Below are 13,989 nucleotides of genomic sequence, written 5' to 3'. Positions count from 1 at the left end.
TTTCTCCAAATGCATATGATATATTCTTACGCACTTCGCAATGATAATTCAGGATTCATAAAAGAATTCAGGATAATCCGCTTCGAGAATACCCAACTGCATAGGGGAATAAATCGGGAGGATTTTTTCATGAGCTATATTTTTGTCGACCATCTTTGCAAGTCTTTTGTTGTACGCAAAAAACGGGAGAAGGGTTCTTTGCTGCGCGAAAAAGAAACTGTGCACGCGCTGCAGGACGTTTCCTTTGAAATCGAAAAAGGGGAGCTGGTAGGATATATCGGGCCGAACGGCGCCGGCAAGTCCACAACAGTCAAGATCCTCTCCGGCATCCTTGTGCCGGAAAGCGGAACGGTGACGGTGGGCGGAAGAGTTCCCTGGGAGAACCGGAAGGAGCATGTGAGCCACATCGGCGTGGTGTTCGGCCAGCGGACGCAGCTGTGGTGGGATGTGCCGCTGCTGGACAGCTACTCCCTGCTGAAGGACATCTACCGGGTTCCGGAAGCCAGCTATCAAAAACGGCTGGATGAACTGACAGAAGCATTGCAGCTGGGAGACCTTCTGCGGACTCCACTGCGGCTGCTGAGCCTGGGCCAGCGGATGCGGGCAGAGCTTTGCGGCAGCCTGCTGCACAGTCCGGAACTGCTGTACCTGGATGAACCGACCATCGGACTGGACGCGGTGAGTAAGCTGGCGCTTCGGGACTTCCTGCGGTGGGAGAACGCGGAAAAGGGAACCACCATCCTGCTGACGACGCACGACATGGAAGATATCGTGGCTCTGTGTTCCCGGGTCATGGTGCTGGGACACGGCAGCAAACTGTATGACGGCGGACTGCAGGAGCTGTTGTCGCAGTATGACACGACCAAGACCGTGCAGGTGGAAGAACATCAGAATATTGATCAGGTTATTGCGGCGATGTACAAAAACTTAGGACTTTAATGAGGTAGGAGATAGGAGGTAGGAAGTAGGAGGTAAGAGATGAAGGCATATTTATCGATATTCAGGATGAGGAGAAGGATGGAGACGCAGTACCGGGGAGCGGTGCTGGGCGGGCTGATCTGCCAGATGTTCTTCGGATTGATCCTGGTGGCGATTTACCGGGCGATGTATGCCGGGAAACCGCAGGTGCTGCCGCTGAGCCATGTGACGACATATGTGTGGCTGCAGCAGGCTTTTTTCAGGATGCTGCTGGCAAGCGATCCGGAACTGATGGACAAGATCCGCACGGGAGCGATTGCCTATGACCTGTGCAGGCCGCTGCACCTGTACGGTTATTACTATGCACGGATTCTGGCGCAGAAGCTGACCGGGAGTGTATTGCGGGCACTGCCTATGCTGGTGTTTGCTGCACTGCTGCCGGAGGGATGGGGATTGTGCCTCCCTGCGTCTGTTCCGGCACTGCTGGCGGCATTGCTGGCGCTGATACTCGGATTGCTGTGCGTTTCCGCACTGGAAAACATCACGATGGGGTTTACCATGCGGACGCTGGATCCCCGGGGAATGCAGGGAATGCTGAACCTGCTGATGATTACCCTGTCCGGCAATCTCCTGCCGTTGACGCTTTTCCCGGACAGCTGGCAGCGGGTGATTACCCTGCTGCCCTATGCCCAGCTGCTGGACGCTCCGATCCGGCTGTATACCGGAGAATATGCGCTGAGCAAGGCACCGGAGGTGCTGCTGATCCAGTTGGTGTGGACGGGCATTCTGGCATTGGCGGGCTGCGCTTTCTGGAACAAAAACCAGCGGAAACTGATTATACAGGGAGGTTGAGGAGGATGAACACACTTCGTTTGTACAGACGCTCCATGGCTATGCTGATCAAAAGCCAGCTGCAGTATCCGGTCTCCTTCCTGATGCAGACCCTGGCCCAGCTGGTAATGGAAGGCGGGGAACTGCTGGCGGTGATCCTGCTGATTGACCGTTTTGATCACCTGAACCAGTGGGGTCCCGGAGACCTGTATTTCTTCTTCGGGCTGATGTCAGTCTCTTTTTACCTGACAGAGATTTTCGGACGGGGATTGACGGGAAACTTTCCGTCCATGGTGCGGAACGGTCAGCTGGATACGATCCTGCTGAGACCCAGGGGAATCCTGACACAGGTGCTTTGCAGCGCGGCGGATCCCCGGCGGATTGCCTGCATTGCGGTGGGAACTGTCAGCCTTATGATCGGAAGCCGGATGGCTGCGATTGGCTGGACGCTGACCAAGGTTCTGCTGCTGGCGGAATCCATCTTCTTCAGCTTCTGGCTGATCCTGGGTTTGTTCATGATTGAAGCGATCATGAGCATACACAGCGTCAAGTCTGTGGAGCTGGCAAACACGCTGACCTACGGCGGACGCAGCGCCTGCGAATACCCTTCCGACATTTATCCGAGGCCGCTGCGGATTCTGTTCACGGTGGTGGCTCCTTTTGCACTGGTGATGCATGTGCCGGCATCCTTTATCCTGGGGAAACCGCTGTTCGGCTGGCCGGAGTGGGCCGCATTCCTGACTCCGTTTGCGGGACTGGTACTGTTTTTCATCATGTACATGCTGTTCCGGAAAGCGATGAGGTTTTACCGTTCGACGGGAAGCTGAAGACCAATTCACAATTCATAATTCATAATTCATAATGAACGATCCGGAGTGAGGCGGGATGCCTTACTCCGGATTGTGCAGAAGACGAAAAATCAGTTGCCAGAGAAGGCAAAAAACAGTATAATATTCGCAGACATTTTCTGATACTGAAACGAGGAGGGAAACCCATGCTTCAGGACGTTATCAATACAGCGAAAGAAAAAATGAAGAAATCCTGCGAGGTATACGAGCGGGACATGATGAGTCTGCGCGCCGGCCGTGCGAATCCGCAGCTGCTGGACCGGATTATGGTGGACTACTACGGAACGCCGACCCCCATTAACCAGATCGGCAACATCTCCTCTCCGGAACCCCGGCTGCTGGTGATTGCCCCCTGGGAAGCCAAAATGATTCCCCAGGTGGAGAAAGCCATCCAGAAGAGTGACCTGGGACTGAATCCGTCCAACGACGGCAAACTGATCCGCCTGGTTTTCCCGGAACTGAACGAGGAACGCCGTAAGGATCTGACCAAGGTTGCGTCCAAAGGCGCGGAAGATACCAAGGTGGCTATCCGCTCCATCCGTCGTGACGCGATTGAGCAGATCAAGAAGCTGAAGAAGAACAGCGAGATCACCGAAGACGATCAGCGGGACGCCGAAGAAGATATGCAGAAGATTACGGACAAGGCCGTCAAGGAAGTCGACGATATCTTCGCCAAGAAAGAAAAGGAAATCATGGAAGTCTGACGCCGAAGCGGGATCATGCGCACACCGCGGACGCAAGCGGTTCATCAAAAAGCGCACGATATCGAGCAAAACCCGCCGAGAGGCGGGTTTTGGCAGTATATGGGAAAGGAAAAAAGCATGAAGCTGAAGACAGCACTGTCCCTGGCACTGAAGAAACCGCCGAGGACATCGGATGAATTTGAAAAGCTGCCGAAGCATGTGGCCATTATCATGGACGGTAACGGCCGCTGGGCAAAGAAACATAAGCTGAATGTATCCCGAGGCCATCGGCAGGGAACGGAAACCCTGCGGGAAATTATCCGCCATACGGATGACCTGGGGATCGGGGCGCTGAGCCTGTATGCCTTTTCCACGGAAAACTGGAACCGGTCTGAAGAGGAAGTGGCTGCACTGATGCAGCTGATCCTGGATTTCTTTGCTTCTGAGATTGATGAACTGGACGCGAAAAACGTCCGGATCCTGATTCTCGGTGACAAGGGAGGACTGCCGGAAAAACAGCGGGAAACGCTGATTGAAGCGGAAAACCGGACCCGGAAAAACACGGGGCTGCGGCTGAATATCGCGGTGAATTATGGCGGCCGGGCTGAACTGGTGATGGCGGCGAAGGAGATTGCCACACTGGTACGGAACGGTGACATCCGGGCAGAAGAGATTACGGAGCAGACGATTTCCGATCATCTGTACACCCGGGGACAGCCGGACGTGGATCTGCTGATCCGGACCAGCGGAGAACAGCGGCTGAGCAACTTCCTGCTGTACCAGAACGCATACGCGGAGTTTGTTTTCCCGACAGTGCTGTGGCCGGACTTCACCGTGCATGACTATGACCAGGCGCTGGACGCGTTTGCGCACCGGAATAGAAGGTTTGGAGGAAGAGTATAATTAAGAATTCATAATTCATAATTCAGAATTATATCAAGGGATTCCTCCACGCGGCCTGCGGCCTTGGTCGGAATGACAACCAAAGGCTGATTAACAGACTAGTAACTGAAACGTGAAAATGTATTATTTCACAGAGGATGGAATAAGGGATGAAACAAAGATTTATTACGGGTTTGCTGCTGAGTGCTTTCCTGGCGATTAATCTGTGGCTGCCGAACTGGTGCATGGCGCTGGCGACGCTTGTCTGTATCTGCTTTGCGATCTGGGAAGAATATCACGCGCTGGCAACCGCGGGACATCATGTGGTCTCCTGGCCGACCTGGATCATCGTGGGCGTATCGCTGCCGCTGACCTGGCTGTTCGGCGTAAAGGTGATTGTGCCGCTGCTGGCTGCGGGCCTGTTTATGATGATTACCGTGATCCTGTTCCGGAAGGGACAGGAGCCTGAACTGACAGACCTGAGCATGAGCGCGCTGCCGCTGCTGACGGTAGCGCTGCCCGGACTGAGCCTGGTGGCCCTGAGCCTGATCCCGGACCAGAAAGCAGTGGAAGTTGTGCTGCTATGCCTGACTTTTGCGGTGCCTCTGCTCGGAGATGTGTTTGCCCTGTTTGTGGGCAGCGCGATTGGCGGACCGAAGTTTTGCCCGGCTGTCAGCCCAAAGAAGACGATCGCCGGAAGCGTCGGCGGCATGGCGGGCAGCGTGATTGCCGCGATGGCGGTGTACGGACTGAGCGTAGCGTTCTGCGACGCTCCGACCCTGGCCAAGCTGCCTGTCTGGTGGCATTACCTGATTTTGGGCTTCCTGGGCGGCATTGCCGGTCAGATCGGCGACCTGTTTGCCAGCCTGGTGAAGCGTCACAGCGGAATCAAGGATTTCTCCAACCTGTTCCCGGGACACGGTGGTATGCTGGACCGGCTGGACAGCGTGCTGTTTATGGCAGTACTTATGTACTGTTATCTGATGTTTAAATAAACATCAGATAACAGTACAAATTCATAATTCACAATTCATAATTCATAATTATGAATACTTTCCTGACTTGATGAATAAAAGAACTTGTACAGGAAAACGAGGAAAGATTGAATGATTAAGAAGATTGCGATACTGGGATCGACGGGGTCGATTGGAACGCAGGCGCTGGATCTGTGCAGACGGCATCCGGACCGGTACCGTGTGGTGGCGCTGACTGCCCGGGGAAGCAAGGAAAAGCTGTTTGAACAGGTGCGGGAATTCCGGCCGGAAATCGCGGGCTTGACAGATGGCTTTGATCCGGCGGAAATTCCGGAAGACCTGAAGTTCTGCCATTTCCTTTCCGGGAAAGAAGCACTGCATGCCGCAGCTGCGGAAACAGACGCGGAAATGGTGCTGGTCAGCATTGTAGGTATTGCCGGACTGCAGGGCGTCATGGATGCGCTGAAGGCCGGGAAACAGGTGCTGCTGGCTAACAAGGAAGCCCTGGTAACCGGCGGCCATCTGGTAACGGAACTGGCCCGGAAAGCCGGGAAACCCCTGCTGCCGGTGGACAGTGAACACAGCGCGATTTTCCAGTGCCTGCAGGCAGACGGAACCAACAAAGCAGAGAAAATCCTGCTGACAGCTTCCGGCGGCCCCTTCCGGACCTGGGACAAGGAAAGAATTGAGAAGGCTACAAAGGCGGAAGCGCTGAAGCATCCCAACTGGAACATGGGCGCGAAGATTACCGTGGACAGCGCCAGCATGTTCAACAAAGGACTGGAAATCATGGAAGCCCGGTGGCTGTTTGATATGCCGGAGGACCGGATTGAAGTGGTGGTCCATCCCCAGAGTATTGTGCACAGCGCGGTGGTCTTTAAAGACGGCGCGGTACTGGCACAGCTGGGTGAACCGGATATGCGGGTGCCGATCGGTTACGCGATGGCCTATCCGGAACGTATTGAAACCGGCGTGCCTGCGCCCGACCTGTTCAAGCTGGGAAGCCTGACCTTTGAAAAACCGGATGAAGAGAAGTTCCCGGCACTGCGGCTGGCACGGGAGTGCCTGCGGGCCGGCGGAGCGGCATGCACCGTATTCAACGGAGCAAATGAAGAGGCCGTGGCCGCTTTCCTGCGGGAAGAGATTCCTTTCGGACAGATCGCGGTGCGCGTGGAAAAAGCATTGGAGAAGCTGGCAGGCCTGCCGGCAAACTGCATAGAGGACATCTATCATGCAGATCAGCTCGCAAGAGCTGTATCCAATTCAGAATTCAGAATTCAGAATTCAGAATTATAACGTCTGCGGCATTTTGCATACCATCAGAGTGCGGTGGACTGTACAGGCGTACGGTTAAACAAACATTATGAATTAACGAATTATTTGAGAGGACATAAGTTACGTGTATATTTTATTGGCGTTGCTGCTTTTGGCGATATTGATTACAGTACATGAATTCGGGCATTTCCTGGCGGCCCGGGCGATGAAGATCGACGTACGGGAATTTGCCGTTGGAATGGGTCCGAAGATTGTGGGCTGGAAGAGCCGGAAATATGAAACGGAATTCAGTATCCGGGCGATTCCGCTGGGTGGATTCTGCGCTTTTTATGGTGAGGATGACACAACGGGAGAATCCAAGGATGATCCCCGTGCCTTCCCGAAGCAGAACGTGTGGAAGCGGCTGTGCGTGATTTTTGCGGGTCCGCTGATGAACTTTGTGCTGGCATTTGTGGTGGGAACGGTTTTTTTCTGGGTAAACGGTGTCACTACAGGTGTGAGATATGATCACTATATTTCTGATGTGATGGCAGCCGGTCCGGCTTATTCGGCTGGACTGCAGGCAGGAGACGTAATCACGGAAATCAATGGTGCGAATATGCTGGACGGTACCTATGAAACGGTACTGAATACCATCGGAGACTGGAAAGAAGGGGACGCTCCGCTGAAGATGGTCATCCGCAGAGGAGAAGAAACCTTTGAAACAGAGTTGACACCGGTTCTGGATGAGAAGGAAAACAAAATGCGTATTGGCGTGGTAATCGCCAATGTTGCGCATGCTATAACGGAGCCGGAAACATTCCTCGGAGGCCTCAAACATTCCGGGGAATTATGCGTCAATGTATCCGGGGCAATAATAGAAGCACTGAAGAATATGGTGACCAAAGGCGAGGGCTTTGAGGACACCAGGGGACCGGTGGGAATTGTCAGCGAGGTTTCACAGCGGGTGAAGACCTATGGCATGGAAGAATTTATCTGGCTGCTGGCAATGCTTTCTGTTAACTTGGGTCTGATGAATCTGCTGCCAATCCCAGGACTGGACGGAAGCCGGCTGGTTTTCGGATTGGTGGAAGTAGTTCGCCGCAGGCCGGTGCCGGCAGAGAAGGAAGCCATGGTACACCTTATTGGTATGGTGTTTCTGTTTGGCGTGATGATTTTCTTCACATTCAGAGACGTGATGAGGATATTTGGGTAAAACAAATTCAGAGTGAAGAGTGAAGAGTGTAGAGTTGCCACCGAGGCAGTGGCTAGGAGGTGGGAAGTAAAATGACGAAAACGGTTAAGGTTGGAGATCTCCTGCTCGGCGGCGGAAATCCTGTATTGGTTCAGAGCATGACGAACACGGATACCCGGGACGCGGAAGCGACGCTGAAGCAGATCTGCGCGCTGCATGACGCAGGCTGCGACATTGTACGGGTTAGCGTGTACGACGAAGCCTGCGCGGAGGCGGTGAAAACACTGGCTGCGAAGAGCCCCGTACCGCTGGTGGCCGATATCCATTTTGACTACAAGCTGGCGATCCGCTCTGCAGAGAACGGCATTGCGAAACTACGCATCAACCCCGGAAACATCGGCGGGGAAGCCCGGGTACGGGAACTGGCGGATTGTGCTAAGGCATACGGCATTCCTATCCGGATCGGCGTAAACAGCGGATCAGTGGAAAAAGACCTGCTGGCAAAATACGGCGGACCGACGGCGGAATGCCTGGTGGAAAGCGCGCTGGGACATGCGCGGATGCTGGAAAAAGCGGGGTTTTACGACATTGTGCTGAGTATGAAGAGCAGCGACGTGAAGCTGACGATTGACGCTTACCGGCTGGCGCATGAACGCTGCGATTACCCCCTGCACCTGGGCGTAACGGAAGCGGGACTGCCGGGACAGGGCACGATCAAGGGTGCCATCGGTATTGGCGCGCTGCTGGCGGACGGGATCGGCGACACGATCCGGGTGAGCCTGAGCGGCGATCCGCTGCCGGAAGCCAAGGCTGCCTGGGATATCCTGCGGGCCCTGAACCTGCGGACACGGGGCGTTCAGCTGATCGCCTGCCCCACCTGCGGACGGACCTGTATCCCGGTGGAACAGATTGCGCGCCGGGTGGAAGCAGAGCTTTCCGACGTGACGGTTCCGCTGAAGGTGGCTGTGATGGGTTGTATCGTAAACGGCCTGGGCGAAGGTAAGGAAGCAGACGTGGGCATTGCCGGCGGCAAGGACGGCGGAGCGCTGTTTGTGAAGGGACAGGAACCGAGAAAAGTGAAAGGCGATCTGGCCGAAATCCTGATTGCCGAAGTAAAAAGGATTATTGCAGAGAAACAATGAGCTACGAAGATCTGATGGCGCGCGTTGCGCGGGATATTCCGGAACTGGCAGGAAAACTGTCATCTCCCAGAATTGTCTATGTCAAATCTTTGAAAAAAACCTATATTACCTTTGAAAGCTCCGTACTGGCAGGGGAAAAGGAATTCCTGAAGCTGGGGACAATCCTGCGGGAAATGTTCCCCGGACGTCCACTGGCGGTACGGATTATTTCGCCTGGGCTGAAGGCGGATTTCCTGGAGGATCCGACGCCTTACCGCCAGGTGCTGGATGACTTCCTGCGCAGGAACTATCCCATGGCCCGGGGCTGGATCGGCAAGATCGGCTGGCGGATGGAAAAGAACCAGCTGACCGAGACAGCGGATCTTCCCGGCGGAGAGAACGGGGAAGGCCTGCTGACGCTGGTTTTTCCGGATGATATCAGCCTGCAGGTGATGCGGAAAAGCGACGTGGGGCCCAGCCTGGCCAAGGCAATCAAGGAGATCTTTGCGGCCAATCTCCGGGTGGAGATGACTGTGGAGGGAACCCGGGAAGAACGTCTGCGCCGGATGAAGGAAGAACGCGAGAATACGACGCTGACCGTGACCGCGGAAGAAATGGCGGAACGGTACGGAACCGGCATCGCAACGGAAAAGGAAGCGGCGCCGAAGAAGCCTGCCGGTGAGAAAAAGCCGGTGAAGAAGGATGCTCCGGCAGAAAAGACAGAGGTAAAAGTTTCTCCGGTGAGCCCGGACGCAAAGTCCATCGGCAAGCCGATAATCGGCCGCAGCGTGGCGGACAAGCCGGTGGAGATCAAGGAGCTGAAAAGCGACAGCGGCCTGGTGGTGGTCCAGGGCGAGGTTTTCAAACTGGAGCAGAAGGAACTGAAGGGCGGCGAAATGCTGCTGGTAACCTTCGCGGTGACCGACTATACCAGTTCCATCCTGTGCAAGGTGTTCTTCCGCTACCGCAGCCGGTACATGAAGAAGGAAGAGGCCGAAGCTACGCCGATTACCGACGAAGAGCGGGCAGCCGTCCGGGAAAAAGTGGACCGGATCAAGGAAGGCATGTGCGTCAAGGTGCGCGGCGAGTGCCTGTATGACAATTTTGCCAGGGACCTGAGCATCTCCGTGCGGGACCTGGTGGAAACAGAAAAAGAGGAGCGGATGGACACCGCGGAAGAAAAGCGGGTCGAGCTCCATATGCATACCAATATGTCCACCATGGACGCGCTGACGCCGGTTGATAAGCTGATCAAACGGGCGGCAGACTGGGGCCATCCGGCGGTAGCCGTGACGGACCACGGCGTGCTGCAGTCCTACCCGGCGGCTTTCCGGGCAGCCAAGGGAAAGATCAAGCTGATCCCCGGCTGCGAAGGTTACCTGATCGACGAGAAGCCTGTTTTTGAGGATCCGGATGACCGGCCGTATGACGGACCGGTGGTGGTGCTGGACTTTGAAAGCACAGGCCTGAATACCGGCAAGGCGAGAATTATCGAGATCGGCGCCGTGAAACTGGAAGACGGTACGGTGATTGACAGCTTTGAGCAGCTGGTGGATCCCGGCGAGCCGCTGGGACCTGAAATCACAAACATTACCGGCATCAATGACGTGATGCTGCAGGGACAACCGAAGGCGGCGGAGGCACTGCCGAAGCTGATGGAGTTTATCGGTGACCTGCCCATTGCGGCGCATAACGCACACTTTGACGCAAGCCTGCTGAAGGCGGAACTGAAGCGCCTGGACCGGACACTGGACGTGCCGGTGATGGATACGCTGAGCTATGCACGGAAACTGTATCCGGACCTGAAGTCTTTCCGCCTGGCGGCACTGTGCAAACACCTGGGCGTCAGCCTGAAGAACGCCCACCGGGCGGTGCATGACGCGACGGCTACAGCCCATTGCCTGCAGCGGATGTTTGAGGAGACCCGGGAGAAACACCCGGACGTCGTTAGCGAAAAGGACCTGAATGCCGCACTGACCGGCGGCGCCATCGGAGAGAGCTGGCACATTATCCTGCTGGCGAAAAACCGGACCGGTCTGGTGAACCTGAACCGGCTGGTATCCATCAGCCACCTGGATTATTTCAAGCGTGTGCCGCATATGCCGCGGCATATAATCCAGAAGTACCGGGAAGGCCTGATCCTGGGCAGCGCCTGCGAAGCGGGCGAACTGTTCAGGGCGGTGGTGAACAGGGAAGATCATGAACGGATTAAGCAGATTGCGTCCTTCTACGATTACCTGGAGGTTCAGCCCATCGGCAACAATGCTTTTATGCTGCGGGACGGACAGGCTTCCTCCGAGGAAGAACTGCGGGATCTGAACCGGGAAATTGTCAAGCTTGGTGAGGAACTGAATATTCCGGTTGTGGCCACAGGCGACGTGCATTTCATGGATCCGAAGGACGCCGTTGGCCGGGCAATTATCCAGGCGGGCATGAAATTTGCCGACGCGGACCTGCAGCCGCCGCTGTACTTCAAGACGACAAATGAGATGCTGGAGGAGTTCTCCTATCTCGGCGCAGAAAAAGCAAAAGAGATCGTCATTGACAATCCCCGGAAGATCGCGGAACAGGTGGAGGAAATCAAGCTGTTCCCGAAACATCCGAAGGGTGAGGATACATTCCAGCCGTTCTGGGACGACGCGGAGGACAGAATCCAGCAGATGACCTGGGATACGGCAGAGGAACTGTACGGTTCCCCGCTGCCGGAAATCGTGGAAGCACGGCTGAAAAAGGAACTGAAATCCATCGTGGGATACGGCTACTGCACGCTGTATTCCATTGCCCAGAAGCTGGTTTCCCGTTCCCTGCAGGACGGCTACCTGGTCGGCAGCCGCGGCAGCGTCGGCTCCAGCCTGGTCGCCCGGATGTGCGGAATCACAGAGGTGAACGCGCTTCCGCCGCATTACCGCTGCACCCACTGCCGCAAAGGATTCTTTGACGTGGACAAGAGCCAGTATCACGTGGGTGTGGACCTGCCGGACAAGAACTGTCCGGAGTGCGGCCAGCCCCTGACCAAGGACGGATTTGATATCCCCTTCGAAGTATTCCTTGGCTTCGAGGGAGACAAGGTGCCTGATATCGACCTGAACTTCTCGGGTGAATACCAGAACCGGGCTCACCACTACGTGGAAGAGCTGTTCGGACACGATCACGTGTTCCGTGCGGGTACTATCTCCGGTCTGGCGGACAAGACTGCATACGGCTATGTGCTGAAATACCTGGAAGAACGCGGGATCCAGGCGGGCAACGCCGAAAAGGAACGTCTGGCCCTGACCTGTACCGGCGTTAAACGGACTACCGGCCAGCATCCGGGCGGCATGGTTGTTGTGCCGCTGGAATACGAGATCTACGACTTTACCGCGGTACAGCATCCGGCGGATGACCTGGAAAGCGACTTTACCACCACACACTTCGACTTCAACAGTATGCATGACATCCTGGTGAAGCTGGACTGCCTGGGTCATGATGACCCGACAATGCTGCATGAGCTGGAACTGCTGACAGGGATCAACTTCAAGGACGTGCCGCTGGATGATCCCGGCGTGCGCAGCCTGTTTGCCTCTCCCGAGGCGCTGGGCGTGACAACGGAAGATATCCTGTGCAATACCGGAACCTACGGCGTGCCGGAATTCGGTACAGGCTTCGTGCGGGGCATGCTGGAAGAGACAAAGCCCCATACCATGGAGGAACTGCTGCGGATTTCCGGTCTGAGCCATGGTACGGACGTGTGGCTGGGCAACGCCCAGGAGATTATCGCGTCCGGCGTCGCGACACTGAGCGAATGCGTCTGCTGCCGTGACGATATTATGAACTACCTGATCGACAAGGGCGTGAAGCCGAAGCTGGCATTCACCACCATGGAAAGCGTCCGTAAAGGCAAGGGCCTGAAGCCTGAGATGGAACAGGCCATGATAGACCAGAATGTGCCTGACTGGTTTATGGACAGCTGTAAGAAGATCAAGTACATGTTCCCGAAGGGACACGCGGTGGCTTACGTGACGATGAGCCTGCGTGTGGCCTGGTTCAAACTGCATGAACCGCTGGCATACTACTGCGCCTATTTCACGGTGCGCGGCGACGGCTTTGACGCATCGACCATGCTCCTGCCGCCGGCGGATTCCAGAAAGAAGATCAAGGAAATCCGGAACATGGATTCACCGTCCGCAAGGGACAAGGATATCGCGACCTGCCTGGAACTGATCCTGGAAATGAACATGCGCGGGATCCGTTTCCTGCCTGTTGATCTTTATAAGAGCGACATCCGGCGCTTCCTGATTGAGGACGGCAATATCCGCTGTCCCTTCATCAGCCTGCCGGGCCTTGGAGAAAGCGCGGCAATTCCGATCGTTGAAGCACGGAAGGACGGCCCGTTCATCAGTATTGAAGACCTGCAGAACCGGGGCAAAGTCGGATCATCCGTGATCGAAACACTTCGTAACCACGGATCATTGCAAGGACTGAGCGAAACCAACCAGATCAGCATGTTTTGATCAGGTAGGAGGTAGGAAGTAGGAGGTATGAGCGTTACCGAAGAGAAGAGTAAGAGTTTTGCGATAAGGATCGTCCGACTGTATCAGTACCTGAAGGATGAGAAAAATGAATATGTTTTATCCAAGCAGCTTCTGCGTTCGGGTACATCGGTTGGAGCGAATCTTTCAGAAGCCAAGTATGCTATAAGCAGGAACGATTTTATCGCGAAACAGTATATTGCCCTCAAGGAAGTATCAGAAACCTTGTACTGGCTTGAATTGCTTTTCAAAACTGACTACCTTACGCAGGAACAATATGACAGTATTTATCAGGATGCAGAAGAATTAAGAAAACTGCTTTCTTCTTCCACCAAAACACTTCAGGCCAGAGAGGCTGAGGCCTGATTAGAGAAGGAAAAAACGGAAGAAAAAGCGAAATGTATAAGATAACGGTAAAGGAGGGAAGACAGGAATGTATCGCTCGATGAACCTGAAGGGTTTTCTGGCCATCCTGGGAGTTATGGTGCTGCTTTTCCTGGTCCTTCATGCCGTACTGCGCGGCGCCGTGAACAACAAGGCTGAAGAGGAGAAGTTGCTGAGAATTCAGAAAACCCGCCTTGAGGAAGAGAATAAAGACCTGAGCAACCGGCTGGATGTGGTCGGAACAGAAGCATATATTATGTCCAGCGCGGTCAAAGACTACGCTTACGTCCGGCAGGACGCAATCCGTTTTGAGTTTACCAATCCGGAGGCGCTTTACGCCTACACGGATGAAGAACTGCAGATTCTGATGGATGAAATGAACAACTAAGGA

At 55.0% G+C, this 13,989-nt stretch carries 12 protein-coding genes; all 12 read left to right on the top strand.

What is annotated here, in order from left to right:
• The first annotated feature begins 129 nt into the window (after positions 1-129).
• The 12 genes from JRC49_05970 to JRC49_05915 all read left to right on the top strand — a co-directional run bounded on the left by JRC49_05970 (position 130) and on the right by JRC49_05915 (position 13,986).
• Complete coding sequence (locus JRC49_05970; protein ID QTE72358.1) at positions 130-939, top strand: ATP-binding cassette domain-containing protein; 810 nt, start codon at positions 130-132, stop codon at positions 937-939.
• A 78-nt stretch (positions 940-1,017) separates the two neighbouring features.
• Positions 1,018-1,770 carry an ABC-2 family transporter protein gene (locus JRC49_05965; protein QTE72357.1) on the top strand — a complete coding sequence of 251 codons (753 nt, stop codon included), beginning with the start codon at positions 1,018-1,020 and terminating at the stop codon, positions 1,768-1,770.
• Between the two features lie 5 nt (positions 1,771-1,775).
• Positions 1,776-2,576, top strand: coding sequence for an ABC-2 family transporter protein (locus tag JRC49_05960; GenBank protein ID QTE72356.1), 801 nt, complete (start codon positions 1,776-1,778; stop codon positions 2,574-2,576).
• A gap of 167 nt (positions 2,577-2,743) precedes the next feature.
• On the top strand, positions 2,744-3,301 hold the full coding sequence (gene frr / locus JRC49_05955; protein QTE72355.1) for a ribosome recycling factor: 558 nt from the start codon (positions 2,744-2,746) through the stop codon (positions 3,299-3,301).
• Between the two features lie 117 nt (positions 3,302-3,418).
• Positions 3,419-4,183 carry an isoprenyl transferase gene (locus tag JRC49_05950; GenBank protein ID QTE72354.1) on the top strand — a complete coding sequence of 255 codons (765 nt, stop codon included), beginning with the start codon at positions 3,419-3,421 and terminating at the stop codon, positions 4,181-4,183.
• A gap of 149 nt (positions 4,184-4,332) precedes the next feature.
• Entirely contained in the window at positions 4,333-5,157 is an 825-nt protein-coding gene (locus JRC49_05945) for a phosphatidate cytidylyltransferase (GenBank protein QTE72353.1), read from the top strand.
• Positions 5,158-5,271: 114 nt separating this feature from the next.
• A complete protein-coding gene (locus JRC49_05940; GenBank protein QTE72810.1) occupies positions 5,272-6,432 on the top strand; it encodes a 1-deoxy-D-xylulose-5-phosphate reductoisomerase in 1,161 nt (386 codons plus the stop codon).
• Positions 6,433-6,571: 139 nt separating this feature from the next.
• Entirely contained in the window at positions 6,572-7,606 is a 1,035-nt protein-coding gene (locus JRC49_05935; protein QTE72352.1) for a site-2 protease family protein, read from the top strand.
• 59 nt (positions 7,607-7,665) lie between these two features.
• Entirely contained in the window at positions 7,666-8,727 is a 1,062-nt protein-coding gene (gene ispG, locus JRC49_05930) for a flavodoxin-dependent (E)-4-hydroxy-3-methylbut-2-enyl-diphosphate synthase (GenBank protein ID QTE72351.1), read from the top strand.
• Positions 8,724-13,196: a PolC-type DNA polymerase III gene (locus tag JRC49_05925; protein ID QTE72350.1), complete on the top strand. Its 4,473-nt coding sequence runs from the start codon at positions 8,724-8,726 to the stop codon at positions 13,194-13,196. Before ispG ends, JRC49_05925 begins: the two co-directional genes overlap by 4 nt.
• A gap of 27 nt (positions 13,197-13,223) precedes the next feature.
• Positions 13,224-13,580, top strand: a complete 357-nt coding sequence (locus tag JRC49_05920) for a four helix bundle protein (protein QTE72349.1) — start codon at positions 13,224-13,226, stop codon at positions 13,578-13,580.
• A 67-nt stretch (positions 13,581-13,647) separates the two neighbouring features.
• Positions 13,648-13,986, top strand: coding sequence for a hypothetical protein (locus JRC49_05915; protein ID QTE72348.1), 339 nt, complete (start codon positions 13,648-13,650; stop codon positions 13,984-13,986).
• The last annotated feature ends 3 nt before the right edge of the window (positions 13,987-13,989 follow it).

This window comes from Clostridiales bacterium FE2011, assembly GCA_017569305.1.
In the GTDB taxonomy this organism is placed as follows: Bacteria; Bacillota; Clostridia; order Christensenellales; family Aristaeellaceae; genus Aristaeella.
The sequence above is the reverse complement of the archived record's forward strand: the minus strand, read 5'-3'. Positions and strand labels throughout refer to the sequence as shown.